Raw genomic sequence first — 17,659 nt, 5'->3', positions numbered from 1 at the left:
AACGCCTGGCTACTGCGCCGAATACGCGCCCGCGTCGATGTCTTCGATGAGGGTGGGCCCGGAGGGGGTCCAGCCAAGGAGTTCCCGCGTGGCGGCACTGGTCGCCGAAAGGTCCAGGGCGAAGAAGTTGCCGATCCAGCCGAAGTGGTCCTGGACATCGCCGGGGTCGACAGAGGTGACGGGCAGGTCGAACGCCCGGCCGATCGCCTCCGCGATCTCGCGGGAGGGCACGCCTTCCTCGGCGACGGCGTGCAGGCGGGTGCCGGCCGGGGCCTTGGCGAGGCCGAGGGTCACCAGGCGTGCGGCGTCCGACCGGTGCACGGCGGCCCAGCGGTTGGTCCCGTCACCGGGGTAGCCGGAGACGCCCTTCTGGCGGGCGACCGCGGCGAGGACCGCGATGAACCCGTGGTCGCGGGCGCCGTGCACGGTCGGCGCGAAGCGCAGGCTCACCGAGTGCACGCCGCGGTCGGCGAACTCGAGCGCGAGGTTCTCAGTTCCGCCCCGAGGTGAGTCCGGACCGTGGAACGGGGACGCGTCGGCCTCGGTGACGGACCTGCCCTGGGCTATGCCGGCGATGCCGGAGGCGAGCAGGAACGGACGGTTCGTGTCCGCGAGTGCGTCACCGATGGTCTGGACGGCGGCCCGCTCGGCCGCGTTCGTGGCGGCCTGGTCGGCCCAGTCGTGCTTGTTCGCGAGGTGGATGACGGCCTCGGCCGCTTCGGTGCCGGCGCGGATGCCGTCGAGATCGTCGAGGTCGCCGCGGCGCACCTGGGCACCCTTCGCCTCGATGGCCGCGGCGGACGCGTCGGACCTCGCCAGGCCGGTGACCTCGTGTCCGGCCGCCAGCAGGTCGCCGACGACGGCGGAGCCGATCCATCCGGAGGCTCCGGTGACGAAAACGCGCATGACGTGCTCTCCTTCGCCCCGCCCTGGAGCGGGGGTATCTGATTCGCGTGATGATGTCTGTGACTGACGTCGGCCACAGACATCACCGTACTCTTCAGGTCAGCCGCTGTCATCACTACACTCGGCACCATGGCGCGTTGGGAACCGGGCGCTCCGGAGCGACTACAACAGGCCGCACTCGAGCTGTTCGCCAGCCGCGGGTTCGAACAGACGACGGCCACGGACATCGCGCAGTCCGTCGGCTTGACCGAGCGCACGTTCTTCCGTCACTTCAGCGACAAGCGGGAAGTCCTCTTCGGGGGACAGGAAGTGGTGGTCCAGGCCTTCCTGGACGGGGTGGAATCCGCCCCGCCGGGCACGTCCCCGATCGAGATCGTCGCCTCCGCGCTGCGGTCCGCGACGGCGGTGTTCCCGGATGACCGCCGGTCCACCTCCCGCCTGCGGCAATCCGTGATCGACCGGAATCCCGCGCTGCGGGAACGCGAGCGGCACAAACTCGCCAGCATCGCCACGGCGGTCGCCGACGCTCTTCGTGCGCGGGGTGTCGGCGAAGTCGCGGCCACGCTGGCGGCGGAGTCCGGCGTAACGGTGTTCGGACTGGCGTTCGCCCAGTGGATCCGCGAGGGCGAGCAGCGATCTCTCACCGAGATCGCCGCAGCGGTGCTCCGCGAACTGCTGGCTCTGACCGGAGAGGCGGCGGCGTCTCTCGGGAGTCCGTGAACCGCATCGATGGATGACGGCAACAGTTCACGGCTCGGGTGAATCTTTGCTCGAAACTTGGTAACACTGCGGCTGACGTCAGCTGTACAGCAGAGTTCGGCTCGCCTAAACTCGAAGTTCGGCAGGAGGTGTACGGATGGCGATCGCGGAAGCCGCCCGCCCGGCACTACGGCGGGTGCGCGCCGGATCCGCCCTGCTGGGACCCGCCTTCGTCGCCTCGATCGCCTATGTCGACCCCGGGAACGTCGCGGCCAACGTCAGCGCCGGAACCCGCTACGGCTACCTGCTGGTGTGGGTGGTCGTGGTGGCGAACATCATGGCGGGGCTGGTCCAGTACCTGTCGGCCAAGCTGGGGCTGGTCACCGGGATGTCGTTGCCCGAGGCTCTGCGGGAGCGAATGCCCGGCGCCGGGCGGCTCGCGTACTGGGCGCAGGCGGAACTGGTCGCGGTGGCCACCGATCTCGCCGAGGTGGTGGGCGGGGCGATCGCGCTCGACCTGCTGTTCGGCCTGCCGCTGCTGATCGGCGGAGCCATCACCGGCGCGGTGTCCATGGCCCTGTTCGTGGTCCAGGACAGGCGTGGGCAGCGCCGGTTCGAGCGGGTTGTGACCGGCCTCCTGGCGATCGTGGCGATCGGGTTCCTGGCGAGCCTGTTCGTCCGGCCGCCGTCCGCGACGCACCTTCTCGGCGGCCTCGTGCCCCATTTCAGCGGCGCGGACAGCGTGCTGATCGCGGCGGCGATGCTGGGGGCCACGGTCATGCCCCACGCGGTCTACCTGCACTCGGGCCTGGCACGGGACCGGCATGGCCGGGCGGACGATACGCGGCGGGCGCGGTTGCTGCGGATCACCCGTTACGACGTGGGGCTGGCGATGCTGGTGGCGGGCACGGTGAACCTGGCCATGCTGCTGCTCGCCGCGACGAACCTGCGAGGCCAGGAAATCGACTCGATCGCGGGTGCCTACACCGCGGTCGGCCAGACGCTGGGCGCCGGGGTCGCGCTTCTGTTCGCGGTCGGCCTGCTCGCCTCCGGGCTGGCCTCCACCTCGGTCGGCGCCTACGCCGGTTCGATGATCATGCAGGGGCTGCTGCGCAAGCGGGTACCCCTGCTGCTGCGGCGCCTGGTGACGATGACCCCGGCGCTCGTCGTGCTCGCCGTCGGTGCGGAGCCCAGCGCCGCTCTGGTCGGGTCGCAGGTGGTGCTCTCGTTCGGCATCCCCTTCGCACTGGTTCCGCTGATCCGGCTCACCGGCGACCGGGCAGTGATGGGGCAGGATGCCAACCACCGCCTCACCTCCGCACTGGCCTGGCTGATCGCGGGACTGATCATCGTGCTGAACGTCGTGTTGATCGGTCTCACTTTCCTCGGCTGAGGAACCCGGAAGGCCCGGAAACGGTCGGAGGGGGGCATTCGCTGTTTCTTTCGAGGAAGGCCGTTCGTGAGCAGTGACCAGACCACCGAGCACACCACCGCGCCCCGGACCATCGCCGGTCGCTACACCCTGCTGGCCGAAATCGGCCGTGGCGGGATGGGTGTGGTCTGGCGTGGCGAGGACACGGTGATCGGACGAGAAGTCGCGATCAAGGAACTCCGGCCGGCCGACGGAGCGGCGGACGACGTGTTCACCGAGCGGGTGTTGCGTGAGGTGCGGGCCGGGGGAAGGCTCAACGATCCCGCGGTGGTCACCGTCTATGACGTGGTGGCGGACTCCGGTGCCGCGTTCATCGTGATGGAACTGATCGCCGCGCCCACGCTCTCGGACCTCGTCCGATCCCGCGGGCCGCTTCCCGCCGCGCAGGTCGCCTCCATCGGGCGGCAGGTGCTGTCCGCGCTGGAAGCCGCGCATCGCGCCGGGATCGTGCACCGGGACGTGAAACCGGGCAACATCATGATCACCCCGAACGGCCGGGCGAAGCTGACCGACTTCGGGATCGCGCAGGCCGTGGACGACCCACGGCTGACCCTCAGCGGCACGATCATCGGCTCGCCCGCGTTCATGGCCCCCGAACGGGTCGCGGGCAGGCGGGCGGAACCGGCTTCGGACCTGTGGGCCCTGGGCGCCACGCTGTTCTTCGCCTCGGAAGGGGTCATGGCCTTCGAACGCCCGACCACGGCGGCCACCCTGCACGCGATCGTGAACGACGTGCCCTACCCGACCCGTGCCCAGGGGCCGCTCGCGTCGGCGATCACCGGCCTGTTGATCCCGGACCCCGACGCGCGGCTCGTCGAGGCGCAGGCGCACGAACTGTTCGGGATGGCCGAGGCCGGGGCCGGGACCGGCCCGATGGGAATCAGGCCCTACGCCGAACCGGTGACGGCGGTCCAGCACGCGCCCCGGACGAGCGGAAAGCGGCGGGCCCTGGCGACCGTCGGCGCGCTGTGCGGCGTGCTGCTGCTGGTGGGCGCGGTAGCGCTCGGCCGCTGGTGGGGCGCGCCGAAAGCGGACGAGGCGATGCGGCCGACGCTGAGTTACGGTCCCGACGGCGACGTGCCCAGCCTGGGAATGGGCTACGAAAACTGCACCAACCGTCCGCTGACCGGGGAAGGGCTGGTCAAGGACAACTACGTCGACTGCAAGGACCTGCACTACCTGGAGTTCTACGACAAGTCGGACATTTTCGACTCCTCCGAGGCCACTGTGGCGGCGCCGTATCCCGACCCGGGACTGCTGAAGAGCTGGGCCGAGGCCTACTGCGCGACGAGTTTCCACACCAGGACGAGCCACGCCGGTGACACCGCCACGCTGGACTACCAGGCGCTGATCCCGGGCAAGCAGGCCTGGGAGCACGCGCTGACCAGTTCGAACGAACCGGTGCGGCAGATCCGGTGCGTGCTCGGCAAACGTGACGGCAGCTCGTTCACCGGCGCTCGCGCCATGCCCCTGAAGTAGGCTCCGCGCCGCAGAAGTTCCTGTGGCGCGGCGGTCGCGCGGGCAATTCTCCGCTTTACCGGCTCGGGCGCATGTAGTAGCCCATAAGAGGTACCGTCATCCCATGTCGAGCCCACCTACCGCAGCCCCCGGCCGCCCGTTCGGCCGCGTGCTCACCGCGATGATCACCCCGTTCGACTCCGAGGGCGCCCTGGACCTCAAGCGGGCGCAAGAACTCGCCGTGCATCTGGTGGACCTGGGCAACGACGGCCTGGTGGTGAACGGCACCACGGGGGAAGGCCCCACCACCAGTGACGCCGAGAAGAGCGACCTGGTCCGCGCCGTGGTCGAGGCGGTGGGAGACCGCGCGACCGTGGTGGCCGGGGCGGGCACCTACGACACCGCGCACAGCGTCGAATTGGCCCAGCAGGCCGAAAAGGCCGGGGCACACGGCATTCTCCTGGTCACGCCGTACTACTCACGCCCGTCGCAGGCCGGCGTGTACGCGCACTTCACCACGATCGCGGACGCCACCGAACTCCCGGTGATGCTCTACGACATCCCGCCGCGCTCGATCGTGCCCATCGAGGTCGACACCCTGCGCCGCCTCGCCGAGCATCCCCGCATCGTGGCGGTCAAGGACGCCAAGGGCGACCTGTACGCCGGCAGCGAGGTCATCGCCAACACCGACCTGGCCTACTACTCCGGTGACGACGCGCTGAACCTGCCCTGGCTGGCGGTCGGCGGCATCGGGGTGGTCAGCGTGATCGGCCACGTGGTCGCGGGTCGGATCCGCGGCATGATCGACGCCTACGAGAACGGCGACACCTCGACCGCGCGCACCAATCACCGGGGTATGCTCCCTGTGCTGCGCGCGTTCTCCCGGGTTGGCGGGGTCGTGTTCGCCAAGACCGCACTGCGGCTGCGCGGAATCCCCACCGGCGACCCGCGACTGCCGCTCGTGCCGGCGACCGACGAGCAGGTCGACGCGATCGCCTCCGACCTCACCCAGGCCGGCGTTCCCCTCGACAGCACGTCGTCCGCCGACTGGCACGGTTCCCGGGTCGCGCAAGCCGATTCGGCGGCGGCATACGTCGCCCCGACCACACACACCAGCGTAGGGACCATCCACAGGTGACGGTGTTGCACAACGATTTCATGGCGTCCGGCGGCGCTCCCACGGAAACAGCCTCCGGAATTCTCGCGAGGGGGCAGCAGACCAGGTGAGCTCGACTTCCGCGGGGCCCGGCCCGACCAACACACCGCCCGCCGTGCCCGAGGGTGCTTTGCGCGTCGTCGCGCTCGGGGGGATCGGCGAGGTCGGCCGTAACATGACCGTGTTCGAATTCGACGGCAAGCTGCTGATCGTGGACTGCGGGGTGCTCTTCCCCGAGGACGACCAGCCCGGCGTCGACCTCATCCTCCCCGACTTCCGGGCCATCGAGGACCGCCTGGAAGACATCGTCGGCCTCGTGCTCACCCACGGGCACGAGGACCACATCGGCGCTGTCCCGTTCCTCCTCCGGCTCAAACCCGATCTGGAGGTCTACGGGTCGCGGTTTACCCTCGCCCTGCTCGAGGCGAAGTGCCGCGAGCACCGCCAGCGGCCGAAGCTGGTCGAGGTGACCGAAGGAGAGCGCCGTCCGGTCGGGCCGTTCGACCTGGAGTTCTTCTCGGTCAACCACTCCATCCCCGACGCGCTGGCGGTGGCACTGCGCACCCCGGCCGGCGTCGTGCTGCACACCGGTGACATCAAACTCGACCAGCTGCCGCTCGACGGCAGGCTGACCGACCTGGCCGGCTTCTCGCGGCTCGGTGACGAGGGCGTCGACCTGCTGTGCATCGACTCGACCAACGCCGAGGTGCCCGGGTTCGTGACGCCGGAACGGGACATCGGGCCGGTACTCGACGACGTGATCGGCAAGGTGACGCAACGGGTCATCGTCGCGTGTTTCGCCAGCCACGTGCACCGGGTGCAGCAGGTGCTCGACGCGGCCAAGAAGCACGGCAGGCGCGTGGCCTTCGTCGGCCGGTCGATGGTGCGCAACATGGGCATCGCGGCCGATCTGGGCCTGCTGGAGATCCCCGGCGGCCTGTTGATCGATCTCGACGAGGCGGTCAACCTCCCGGAGACCAAGGTGCTGTTCGTCTCCACCGGTTCCCAGGGTGAGCCGCTGTCGGCGCTTTCGCGCATGGCGCGGGGCGAGCACCGGCAGATCTCGATCCGCGCCGGCGACACGGTGGTGCTGGCCAGTTCGCTCATCCCGGGCAACGAGACCGCGGTGTTCGGCGTGGTCAACGGACTGGTGCGGCTCGGTGCGAACGTGGTGCACCAGGGCAACGCGAAGGTCCACGTCTCCGGGCACGCCTCGGCGGGCGAGTTGTTGTTCCTGTACAACGCGATCCGGCCCAGCAACGTCATGCCGGTGCACGGCGAATGGCGGCATCTGCGTGCCAACGGCGCGCTCGCCGTGCGGACCGGGGTCGCGCCGGAGAACGTCGTGCTGGCCGAAGACGGCGTGGTGGTCGATCTCGTCGACGGGCGCGCCCGTGCGACGGGCCGGGTCGAGGTCGGGCACGTCTACGTGGACGGGCTGTCGGTGGGGGACGTCGGCGAGTCGACCCTGTCCGACCGACTGATCCTGGGCGAGGGCGGGTTCATCGCGATCACCGTCATCGTCGACTCCGCGACCGGCCGGGCGGTCAGCACTCCGACGGTGTCCGGTCGCGGCTTCTCCGACGATCCCAAGGCCCTCGACGCGGTGATTCCGCTGATCGAGATGGAGCTTTCCCGGACGGAGATGGAAGGCATCACCGACACGCACCGGATCGCGCAGTTCGTGCGCCGGGTGGTGGGGCGCTGGGTGGCCGAAACCTATCGGCGGCGACCCATGATTGTCCCGACCGTGATACCGGTGTAGTCCATAAGGACTAGTCAGACTGCGTCATCCGGCGGGAAACATGAACGGATTTTGCCTCTAATCTGAACCTCGCCCACGGTGAGCCGTGAGCAGGTCCGAATCCGCGCACCAACCGGCAGGAGGCGATACCGGTGGGGCGACACCTGCCGCCCACGAAGCGCGGAGTGCGCGCACCCGTCGTCGTCGCCGGCGTGGTGGTGGTGCTGTTCGCGGCGGGCACGCTGACCGTGGTGAGCCTGACGAAGGGCGCACCACCCTGCGCGAACGCGGTCCCGGTCAAGGTGGCGGCGGCTCCCGAGATCGCGCCGATGGTCAACGAGATCGGCCATGCGGTCGAGGAAGCCGACCCGTGCTACGCGTTCGACGTGGACGACCGCGACCCGGGCGCGATCGAGGAATCGCTGGAGGTCGTCGGGAACAGCGAAAAACCCGACGTCTGGATTTCGGACTCCACGCTGCGCCTTCGGCGGGCCAACGCGGAAGGCGCGGCGGACGTGCCGTCGTCCGGGTTCTCCATCGCCGACTCGCCGGTGGTGTTCGCGGTGACCGAGCCGGCCGCGGCCGGGCTGGGCTGGCCTGGCCGGACCCCGGGCTGGTCCGACATTCTCGGCGACAGCCGCATCACCCTGGGCATTCCCGACCCCAGCCGCGACCCGGTCGGGATCTCCGCGCTGATGGGGGTGCGGCAGGCCCTCTCCACCACCGGAGCCAAGGACGGGGACACGAGCCTCGCCTACGCGTCGGTGCTGCGCCGGTTCTCGGCGAACACCTTGCCCGCGGTGGACGACCTGTACTCACGTCTGCCCAGCGCGGGAGGCTCCAAGGAACCGGTCACGGCTTTCCCGTCATCGGAAAACTCGCTGCTGCGGAACAACGTCCGGGAGAGCGCCGCGAACGGGCGGGGCAGCCTGGTGGCGGTGTATCCACCGCAGCCGATTCCTTCGCTGGACTACCCGTTCGCGGTGCTGGCAGGCACCGGGAGAGATCAGGCCGCCGGCGCCGAGAAGTTGCTGCGCGCGTTGCTGGACCCGGCGGGCCAGGCCGCGCTCGCAGGCGCCGGGTTCCGCACCCCCGACGGCCGCTCGCTGCTCACGCGTTCTCAGGACGACCACGTCTCGGTGGTCACGCAGAACCTCGCTCAAATGCCCTCGGACAGCGCGCTCGACAGCCTGATCACCGAGTGGTCGAAGGTGAACCAGAGTTCGCGGGCGCGGGTGCTGATCGACGCGTCCGCCGCGATGAACACGGTCGTGCCACGCTCGGGCGGCCGGACACGGATGGACCTCACCACCGACGCGGTCGCCCGTGGCCTGAACCTGTTCAAGCCGACCTCCGAGTTGTCCACCTGGATCTTCGCCACCGACCTGGACGGCCGCCGCGACTATCGGGAGGTCATCCCGATGACGCCGGTGTCGGACCTCCTCACGGACAGGGCGGCGGACACCATCCGCGGTCTCCACGCCACGCCCGACGGCCGGCTCGGCCTGTTCGACAGCGTGTTGGAGGCCTACCGGGACGCGCGGGACGGCTGGGAGGTGGGCCGGCTCAATCTGCTGATCGTGCTGACCGGCGGGCGCAACGACGACCCACGCGACCTGAATCTCGACAAGTTCCTCACCGAGATGGGCAAGCTGACCGATCCCCAGCGACCGGTCCCGGTCATCGCGGTCGGGGTCGGCCCGGACGCCGACCTGACGCAACTGAACGCGATCACCGGCGTGACCGGGGGCAGGACGGTGGCCGCGACCGACGCGACGGACGTCGCCAACGTCCTCTACAACGCCCTCGCGGCTCTTGCCGGCGCCGGCTCCTGAGAGACTGCCTGCGAATAGTGAATGAAGCAACCGGCCAACGCGCCATCCGAAGGTAGCCGATCTCGGGGGCAGGGCTCCGGTCAGCCTAAGAGATGTTTATGCACTAAGGAGAGCCCTGGCCACGAGGTCGGCTGGGCGCGTTTACAACAAGCACTGAGCGCGGCTCGGTGCGTTGAGCTGCACCAGCAGCGCGCCCGTGAGCAGGACTCCGGCGCCGACAGCCTGAACCAGGGTGAGCGCCTCGCCCAGCAGCGCCCAGGCGGTCCCCGCCGCGACGACGGGTTCGAGCAGAGCCAGCACGGAGGCCACGGACGCGGGTAGATGGCGAAGCGACATTGTGCTCAGGAAGTAGGCCACGACGGTGGAGAACAAGGCGAGGCCGAGCAGCACCAGCCAGACCGGTGGGTGCCACGGCCCCAGCGCGGCCGGCGTGGTGAGCACCGCGCCGGGCAGCGTCCACGGTGGCGCGGCCGTTCCGACCGCGACCGCACCGACGATCATTCCCCAGGTCACCATGCTCAGCGGGGTCCGCTTGGCCGCCCCGTGCTCGGCCAGCAGGAAGAAAGCGGCCGAGCACACCGCCGCGCCGAGTCCGGCGAGCAGGCCGAGCGCGTCCAGCCGGAGCCCCTGCCAGATCTGGGCGATCATGGCCAGCCCCGCCATCGCGAGCGCGATCCCGGCCCACATCGCCCGGGGCAGGCGCGCGGCCCGCACGACCCGCGCCCACAGGGCGATCAGCACCGGAGAGGTGTATTCCAGCAGCATCGCGATACCCACGGGCAGTCTCTTGACCGCGATGAAGTAGCACAACTGCACCCCGGCGACGCCGAGCAGCCCGAAACCGAGCAGCAGCGGCCACTCCGCCCGGCGTACCCGCAGCAGCCGCGGTCGTATCGCGGCGGTGGTGATCGCCAGCAGCACCGCGGCCAAGCCGATTCGCGCGGAGGTGACCTGTGCCGGCGAAAGCCCGGCTGTCATCCCGGATTTGCCCAGGACGCCGGAGGTGCCGAAGCAGACCGACGCGACCGTGATCAGACTCGTTCCGCGGCCGGGACGGACGGAGGACAAACCGACGGACGACCCGGCCTCGGTGACCACTGAATCAGTGTATGACGGTCACGAGTGATCATTTCCCGGCTGGGGGCGCCACGGGCTGACGGTGTCGGTCGGCCGGGTCGGATCGTGAAAGCGCGGCTCGTCCATTTCATCGGCGCGCAGCGGGACCAGCCCCTCGGTGATCGCGCGCATGATCCTTTCGTGCGCCCGCATGGCGGACCCGGCCCGCTCGGGGTCCAGGTCGGACAGGTCCACCGGCGGCCCGAACCGCACCCGGAAGGTCGGCCGGCGCAGGGGAGCGGTGAGACCGGACCGGGCCAGCGGCAGCAGATCGGCGGGCCCTTCGACGCTCTCGGTGCCCCAGTACACGGCCTCGTGCGCACCCCACTGGCTGATCGGCACCACGGGAACGCCCGCCGCCAGCGCCAGCCGGGCCGCGCCGGTCTTCCCGCGTTCCGGCCACAACCCCGGGTCGTGGCTGATCCGGCCCTCGGGGTAGACGATGATCGGGTTCGGCGTGGTGCGCATCGCCTCGACGGCCTGGGCGAACTGCTCCAAGGCGGTGGCCTTGCCACGGTCGATGCGCAGGTGCCCGCTGGCCCGCAGCGCCGGGCCGACCACGGGGGCGTCGAGAAGGCCGCCTGCGAGCATGAACCGGGGCGCGAAACCCATGCGGCGGCAGGCCGCGATCAACACGAGCGCGTCGAACACGCCGATGTGGTTGGCGGCCAGCAGCAGCGGCCGGCCTCGCAGCCGGGCCGGTATCCCGCCGGTGACTTTCAGCCGTCCCACCAGGGAGACGAAGCCGCTGTCGAGACGCGTGATGGTCCGCCATACCGCGGGTGGCCTGCGGCGTGGCTCACCCTGTTCCTCGTGGCGCAGCGCGAACATGGTGCAGAGCATGACAGAACGAGCCGCGCGGCGGAGCGGAGGCGCCTGGTTCGCCGTCAGGGAAGTGACGGTTTCGCGTGTGGCGTTCGGGGCTGGTGGGGCGGAAGCGGTTACCGTAGAGGCTATGGCGAGTGGGTCGGCGACCACGAGGAGAAGCACGGCGAAGCGGAGCGGTAGCAAGAGCCCGGCGCGGAAGACCAGTACCGCCGGGAGGTCACGCTCCGGGTCGAAACGTACCCCTGCCCGCCGGAGTTCGCCCACCGTCGGCCGCGCGGTCCGTGGCGGCTGGACGTTGCTGGCCAAGGGACTCGGCTCCGTCGTGCGGACCGCGGGCCGTGGTCGTGAGCTGGAGGCCGAGCACCGTCGTGACGGTCTGGCCCTCGCTCTGGTCGCGCTGGCCGTGCTGCTCGCGGCGGGCGTGTGGTGGCGGGCGGCCGGGCCGGTCGGGCATGCCGTGGAGACCGCGGCGCGCACGGTGTTCGGCGCCGGCGCGGTGATCCTGCCACTGGCCCTGCTCGTGGCCGCGATCGCGATGATGCGCACGGAACCCAGCCCCGAGACCCGCCCGAGGATGGTCATCGGCACGCTGCTGGTCACCTTCGCGCTGCTGGGCCTGCTCGACGTGTTCACCGGCATGCCCGTGACCAACGACGACCGGATGTACGCCGGTGGCCTGCTGGGCTCGGTTTCGGGACGGTTCTTGGCGAAGGGTGTGACGTCCTGGGTCGCCACACCGGTGCTCTTCCTCGCGCTCGGCTTCGGTGTGCTGGTCTTCACCGGCACGAGGATCCGCGACGTCCCTCGCCGGCTGCGGGAATGGGGCCTGGAGCCCGAAGAGATCGAGGCGCTGCGCGAGCAGGAGGCCGCGCGCGCCGGAAAACCCGAGACTCCTGACGGCGCCGAAGCAGTCACCGACGCCGACCCCAAGGCCGTTCGCCTGCGCAAGCCTTCGCGGCGACGGCAGGCCACCGGCGCGGGGGAGCAGCTCGACATCGAGGCGGCGCTGGCCGAGCCTCCGACACCCGGCCGCCCGCCGAAGGTCAAGGCCGAGGAGGTGCCGGAGAAGAAGCCGAAGAAGGTCGATCCTCCGCTCACGGTCACCCGGACCGTCGAGGGCGACTACAAACTGCCTTCGCCGGAGCTGCTTCAGCTCGGGGACGCGCCGAAGACGCGCAGCAAGGCCAACGACACCATGATCGAGGCGATCACCGGCGTCCTGGAGCAGTTCAACGTCGACGCGCAGGTGACCGGCTTCACGCGCGGGCCCACCGTGACCCGGTACGAAGTCGAACTCGGTCCCGGCGTGAAGGTCGAGAAGATCACCGCGCTGACCAAGAACATCGCGTACGCGGTGGCCACCGACAACGTGCGGCTGCTCGCGCCGATCCCGGGCAAGTCCGCGGTCGGTATCGAGGTGCCCAACTCCGACCGCGAGATGGTCCGGCTCGGCGACGTGCTCCGCTCGCCGAAGGCCGCCAAGGACAACCATCCGATGGTGATCGGGCTGGGCAAGGACATCGAAGGACACTTCGTCACGGCGAACCTGACGAAGATGCCGCACCTGCTGGTCGCCGGGTCCACGGGTTCCGGTAAGTCGAGTTTCGTCAACTCGATGCTGGTCTCGCTGCTCGCCCGTGCCACGCCGGACGAATGCCGGATGATCCTGATCGACCCGAAGATGGTCGAACTGACGCCCTACGAAGGCATCCCGCACCTGATCACACCCATCATCACGCAGCCGAAGAAGGCGGCCGCCGCGCTGGCCTGGCTGGTCGAGGAGATGGAACAGCGCTACCAGGACATGCAGGCCAACCGCGTCCGGCACATCGACGACTTCAACAAGAAGGTGCGCTCCGGGGAGATCACCGCGCCCCCGGGCAGCGAGCGCGAATACCGTCCCTATCCCTACATCATGGCCATCGTCGACGAGCTCGCCGACCTGATGATGACCGCGCCGCGAGACGTCGAAGACGCGATCGTCCGCATCACCCAGAAGGCGCGCGCCGCCGGGATCCACCTGGTGCTCGCGACCCAGCGGCCGTCGGTGGACGTGGTCACCGGCCTGATCAAGACGAACGTGCCCTCACGGCTGGCGTTCGCGACCTCGTCGCTGACCGACTCCCGGGTCATCCTCGACCAGCCGGGCGCGGAGAAGCTGATCGGCATGGGGGACGGGCTCTACCTGCCGATGGGCGCGGGGAAGCCGATCCGGATCCAGGGCGCCTACGTCGGCGACGACGAGATCGCCGCGATCGTCAACTACAGCAAGGAACAGGCGCAGCCGGACTACACCGAGGGCGTCACCGCGGCGAAAGCGGGCGAGGCCAAGGAGATCGATCCCGACATCGGCGACGACCTCGACGTGCTGCTCCAGGCGGCCGAACTGGTGGTCACCTCGCAGTTCGGCTCCACGTCGATGCTGCAACGGAAGTTGCGGGTCGGCTTCGCCAAGGCCGGGCGGCTCATGGACCTGCTGGAGAGCAGGGGAGTGGTCGGTCCTTCGGAAGGCTCCAAGGCGCGTGACGTGCTCGTCAAGCCGGAAGAACTGGACTCGATCCTCTACCTCATCCGCGGCGGCGGCCCGCCACCCGAAGCCGGCGACGACGAATAGCTACAACTCCAGGAGCATGCGCGAATTGCCGAGCGTGTTCGGCTTCGCGTAGGGAAGTTCGAGGAATTCGGCCACCCCCGGATCGACCGAACGGCGCATTTCCTCGTAAACCGCCTGGGGCACCGGTGTGCCGTCGATTTCGCGGAAACCGTGCGCGGCGAAGAACCGGGTTTCGAAGGTGAGCACGAAGATCCGGCGCAGGCCCAGCTCCGTCGCGAGCTCGATCAGCCGGGAGACGAGGGCGTGCCCGATGCCCTGCCCGCGTGCCGCCTTGTCCACGGCGAGGGTGCGGATCTCGGCGAGGTCCTCCCACAACACGTGCAGCGCACCGCATCCGATGATTTCACCGCCGGAGTCGGCGACCCAGAACTCCTGCACGTCCTCGTACAGGGTGACGAGTTCCTTTTCCAGCAGTACGCGCCCGGCGTCGGCGTCGACAAGCGCCTTGATCTTGCGGACATCGGCGATCCGTGCCCGGCGGACCGCGGGCGGGTTCGCGGGAGCGTGGTGCACCGTTCGACCGTATCCGGGCTGCTACGCCGCTGTCGCGGTGGGTTCCGCCACGTCGGCACACCCTCGTATGCTGCGAGGCAACGCAGGGCGAAGACACAGGGGCGGGGGAGCGAATTGACGCGCGCGGGCTGGGATCCCTTTCTCGAGGCCGAGCGTCAGGCCGCGATGGGCCGGACCACGGTGCTGGGAACGCCGGACGGAGTCGCCTGGCTGCTCGTGCCCGGCCGTCCGTGGCAGTGGTCACGGCACGGCTCGCCGTGGCAGTTCGGCGCACCGCCGGCGGACCCCGGTTACCGCGCCGCCGCCCGGTTGATGCCGCCCCCGCCTCCGGCGACCCCCGCGCCCATGGCCCCGCCCGCTCCCATGGCTCCGCCGGTGGTAACCCCACCGCCCGGCATGCCGATGCAGGCTCCTGCCCCGCCCGCGTACGCCCAGCCGAACCAGCCTCCGGCGGTGCCACCACCACCGCCGGCGGCCCGGCCCGCGAGCCCACCGCCTTTGCCGCCTTCCCCGCCGTCACCGGCCGGGTCCTCCTCGGGACTCGTCGAGCACCTTGCCACCGGCTCACGGTTCGTCCGCGGCGAAGAGTCGGCAGGGGAGTTCGTCGCCAAGGTGGTCCGCATCGTCGGGTGGGCCGACCGCAGCCGCCATCCCGGCGAAGCCCCGCCTCAATCCCCGCCTCCGGTCGCGCCGCCGCCACCGCCGCCCGAGCCGGAACGGCAGGCCCAGACCGGCTCCGGGGGCGGCCTCCTGAGTGACATGGCCAGGCACTCCAACTCGCTCACGCTCGACGTGCTGGCCGCGGGCAACCGCGCCTTCAAGTGGCGCGACCAGCGACGGCACGACGAGGAGTACGAGCAGGCCCATCAGGAATGGCAGCGGCAGTACCAGTACTGGGAACAGCAGCAGAACGCCTATGAGCAGGCGCGCCAGGAATGGGAACGGCAGCAGCAGGAAGTGCAACGGCGGTTCGCCCTGGAGGCTTGGGAACAACGTCAGCCCAACCCCCTGATCGTGCTCGTCGGAAAGCCCCACAGCGGGCAGCGACGCCTGTTCCGCGGCTTGGTGGCGGCCCTGGTGGCCCAGGAGGTCGTCTTCGGCGAGCAGATCGCGACCCTGGCCGCGGACCTGTTACAGGACAACGACCGCGGTGGCGATGCGCCGGTCGACGCGGTGTTGCGGCGTTTCGTCGCGGGCCAGGATGGTCAGGAGGCCCCGCCCGCGCTCCTGTTCGACGAGGCCGACGCCCTTTTCGAAGGCAGCTCCGGTGGCGTCGCGGGATATCTCGGCGAATTGGCGCACGATCAGGGAAGCTGCCGTCTCGTCGTGCTCGCCGGGAGCGAGAAGTTCCTCGACAGGCTGGGCACCGAGGCTCCCGAACTGCTGCCGCGGCTGCTCGTCTACCGCCTGCCGGACCTGTCGCAGCCGACCGCTGTTTCCGCTTTGCTGGACATCTTCGCCGCCGAGCGTTCCGTTGTGCTGGCTCCGGAGGCGCGCGACCGCCTCGCCGCGCTGGCCACCGACGGCGGCTCGGCGAACAACGCCCGCGAGGTCGAGGCACTGTTGACCGCGGTGAGTCAGAGCGCGCTCGCGCGGGGTGGCGCCGGCGACGGCACGGTGCGCATCGAGACGTCCGATGTCGAGCAGCTCGCCGCGCTGAGCAAGCAGCGTCGCCAGGGCGAGAAGTCGATCGAGGAACTGCTCGCCGAACTGGACGCGATGATCGGCTTGGACTCGGTGAAGCGGCGGGTGCGGTCGCTGGCCAACGAAGTGACCATCGACGCGCAGCGGAAGAAGGCCGGGCTGCCGGTCGCCGCCCGCAGCAGGCATCTGGTGTTCACCGGTAATCCCGGCACCGCCAAGACCACCGTGGCCCGGCTGGTCGCCCAGATCTACCGCGGTCTCGGCGTACTGCCCAAGGGGCAGGTGGTCGAGGTGACGCGGACCGACCTGGTCGGCGAGTACGTCGGCCAGACCTCGTTGAAGACGCGCGCCGCGTGCGAGCGCGCGATGGGCGGGGTGCTGTTCCTGGACGAGGCCTACAACCTGGTCGCCGATGACGACGACGACTTCGGCAAGGAGGCCGTCACCGAACTGTTGCTGCAGATGGAGAACCACCGCGACGACTTCATCGTGTTCGCGGCCGGCTATCCGAAGGAGATGGACCAGTTCATGGAGTCGAACCCGGGCCTGCGGTCCCGGTTCGCCGGCCGGGTCGAGTTTCCCGACTACACCAACGAAGAACTGGCCCGGATCTTCGCGCTGATCGCCGAGGGGCAGGGATACCGGCTCTCCGACGACTTCCCGAAAGCGCTTTCCGAAGCGATCCGCCGCATCCCGCGCGGGCGTGGCTTCGCCAACGGCCGGTCGGCCCGCGGGCTGCTCGAAGCGACGATCGCCAAGCAGGCCACCCGGCTGACCGAGCGGCCGTCCACCGACGCGGCCGCGCTCGCGCTGCTCGTCCCCGAAGATCTGCCCGCCCCGGGCGAAGCGGGCGCCGGACAGGCCGACGATTCCGGCCCCCGGCGCGGCCTGGACGAACTGATCGCCGAACTGGACGGCTTGATCGGGCTCGACCCGGTGAAACAGCGCGTCCGGACGCTGGTCGCCGAAACCCGGCTGGACGCGCGCCGCCGCGAGGCCGGGTTGCCGGTCGCGGCCCGCAGCAGGCACCTGGTGTTCACCGGCAACCCCGGCAGCGCGAAGACCACGGTCGCCCGGTTGATGGGCCAGATCTACCGGGAGCTGGGCGTGCTGCCCTCCGGGCATCTGGTGGAGGTCGCGCGCCCCGATCTGGTCGGCGAATATCTCGGCCAGACCGCGCCGAAGACCCGTGACGTGTGCGAACGGGCCGTCGGTGGCGTGCTGTTCATCGACGAGGCCTACAACCTCGCGCAGGAGTACGGGACCGGCCAGGACACCTACGGCAAGGAGGCCATCGCCGAACTGCTGGTGCAGATGGAGAACCACCGTGACGACCTGATCGTGATCGCGGCCGGGTACCCGGGTGACATGGATCGCTTTCTCGGCGCCAACGAGGGGCTGCGGTCGCGGTTCGGCGGCACGGTCGAGTTCCCCGACTACACCGGTGACGAACTCGCGGCGATCTTCTCCGCGATGGCCGCCCGCCAGGGTTACCGGCTCGCGCCGGACCTGGAACAGGCGCTCGGTCAGGTCATGGCCGGGATCGACCGGGGCCCCGGCTTCGCCAACGGCCGCACGGCGCGCGGCATGCTGGAGACGGCGATCAGCGCCCAGGCGATGCGGCTCGCGGGCCCGGACGTCGACCTGAAGAGCCTCGCCGACGAGGAGCTGACCCTGCTGACGCTCGCCGACCTGCCCCGCCAGCTACCCTGAG

Annotated in this window: 12 protein-coding genes; 8 read left to right on the top strand and 4 right to left on the bottom strand. The window is 70.0% G+C overall.

Annotated elements, in window-relative coordinates; translation table 11 throughout:
• Positions 1-9 precede the first annotated feature (9 nt).
• A complete protein-coding gene (locus ACFSXZ_RS40325) occupies positions 10-906 on the bottom strand; it encodes an SDR family oxidoreductase (RefSeq protein WP_378271740.1) in 897 nt (298 codons plus the stop codon).
• A 129-nt stretch (positions 907-1,035) separates the two neighbouring features.
• Here ACFSXZ_RS40325 and ACFSXZ_RS40320 point away from each other — a divergent pair, with 129 nt between their 5' ends.
• The 6 genes from ACFSXZ_RS40320 to ACFSXZ_RS40295 all read left to right on the top strand — a co-directional run bounded on the left by ACFSXZ_RS40320 (position 1,036) and on the right by ACFSXZ_RS40295 (position 9,230).
• Entirely contained in the window at positions 1,036-1,626 is a 591-nt protein-coding gene (locus tag ACFSXZ_RS40320) for a TetR family transcriptional regulator (RefSeq protein ID WP_378271739.1), read from the top strand.
• A gap of 136 nt (positions 1,627-1,762) precedes the next feature.
• A complete protein-coding gene (locus tag ACFSXZ_RS40315) occupies positions 1,763-2,998 on the top strand; it encodes an Nramp family divalent metal transporter (protein ID WP_378271737.1) in 1,236 nt (411 codons plus the stop codon).
• Positions 2,999-3,064: 66 nt separating this feature from the next.
• Positions 3,065-4,516 (top strand): serine/threonine-protein kinase, encoded by a 1,452-nt coding sequence (locus ACFSXZ_RS40310; protein WP_378271735.1) that lies wholly within the window; start codon positions 3,065-3,067, stop codon positions 4,514-4,516.
• 103 nt (positions 4,517-4,619) lie between these two features.
• Complete coding sequence (gene dapA, locus ACFSXZ_RS40305) at positions 4,620-5,633, top strand: 4-hydroxy-tetrahydrodipicolinate synthase (protein ID WP_378271733.1); 1,014 nt, start codon at positions 4,620-4,622, stop codon at positions 5,631-5,633.
• Between the two features lie 85 nt (positions 5,634-5,718).
• The gene (locus ACFSXZ_RS40300; protein ID WP_378271732.1) at positions 5,719-7,416 is read left to right on the top strand and encodes a ribonuclease J; all 1,698 of its coding nucleotides are present in this window, start codon (positions 5,719-5,721) and stop codon (positions 7,414-7,416) included.
• 131 nt (positions 7,417-7,547) lie between these two features.
• The gene (locus tag ACFSXZ_RS40295) at positions 7,548-9,230 is read left to right on the top strand and encodes a substrate-binding and VWA domain-containing protein (protein WP_378271730.1); all 1,683 of its coding nucleotides are present in this window, start codon (positions 7,548-7,550) and stop codon (positions 9,228-9,230) included.
• Between the two features lie 141 nt (positions 9,231-9,371).
• Here ACFSXZ_RS40295 and ACFSXZ_RS40290 read toward each other — a convergent pair whose 3' ends face one another.
• Entirely contained in the window at positions 9,372-10,328 is a 957-nt protein-coding gene (locus tag ACFSXZ_RS40290) for an EamA family transporter (RefSeq protein ID WP_378271728.1), read from the bottom strand.
• Positions 10,329-10,346: 18 nt separating this feature from the next.
• Entirely contained in the window at positions 10,347-11,177 is an 831-nt protein-coding gene (locus tag ACFSXZ_RS40285; protein ID WP_378271727.1) for a lysophospholipid acyltransferase family protein, read from the bottom strand.
• A gap of 124 nt (positions 11,178-11,301) precedes the next feature.
• Between ACFSXZ_RS40285 and ACFSXZ_RS40280 the strand changes: the two genes are divergently transcribed.
• Positions 11,302-13,788, top strand: a complete 2,487-nt coding sequence (locus ACFSXZ_RS40280; protein WP_378271726.1) for an FtsK/SpoIIIE family DNA translocase — start codon at positions 11,302-11,304, stop codon at positions 13,786-13,788.
• On the opposite strand, the gene ACFSXZ_RS40275 is transcribed toward ACFSXZ_RS40280, so the two are convergent.
• Positions 13,789-14,301 (bottom strand): amino-acid N-acetyltransferase, encoded by a 513-nt coding sequence (locus ACFSXZ_RS40275; RefSeq protein ID WP_378271725.1) that lies wholly within the window; start codon positions 14,299-14,301, stop codon positions 13,789-13,791. It abuts the gene before it with no gap.
• 114 nt (positions 14,302-14,415) lie between these two features.
• Here ACFSXZ_RS40275 and ACFSXZ_RS40270 point away from each other — a divergent pair, with 114 nt between their 5' ends.
• Positions 14,416-17,658: an AAA family ATPase gene (locus ACFSXZ_RS40270; protein WP_378271724.1), complete on the top strand. Its 3,243-nt coding sequence runs from the start codon at positions 14,416-14,418 to the stop codon at positions 17,656-17,658.
• The last annotated feature ends 1 nt before the right edge of the window (position 17,659 follow it).

The organism is Amycolatopsis pigmentata (assembly GCF_042684065.1).
In the GTDB taxonomy this organism is placed as follows: Bacteria; Actinomycetota; Actinomycetes; order Mycobacteriales; family Pseudonocardiaceae; genus Amycolatopsis_E; species Amycolatopsis_E pigmentata.
Note: the sequence above shows the minus strand (reverse complement) of the source record. Positions and strands in the feature narration are given on the sequence as shown.

Coding starts and splice junctions, on each gene's coding strand:
- ACFSXZ_RS40325 (WP_378271740.1), bottom strand. CDS start 906: ATGCGCGTTTTCGTCACCGGAGCCTCCGGATGGATCGGCTCCGCCGTC.
- ACFSXZ_RS40285 (WP_378271727.1), bottom strand. CDS start 11,177: ATGTTCGCGCTGCGCCACGAGGAACAGGGTGAGCCACGCCGCAGGCCA.
- ACFSXZ_RS40280 (WP_378271726.1), top strand. CDS start 11,302: ATGGCGAGTGGGTCGGCGACCACGAGGAGAAGCACGGCGAAGCGGAGC.
- dapA (WP_378271733.1), top strand. CDS start 4,620: ATGTCGAGCCCACCTACCGCAGCCCCCGGCCGCCCGTTCGGCCGCGTG.
- ACFSXZ_RS40320 (WP_378271739.1), top strand. CDS start 1,036: ATGGCGCGTTGGGAACCGGGCGCTCCGGAGCGACTACAACAGGCCGCA.
- ACFSXZ_RS40315 (WP_378271737.1), top strand. CDS start 1,763: ATGGCGATCGCGGAAGCCGCCCGCCCGGCACTACGGCGGGTGCGCGCC.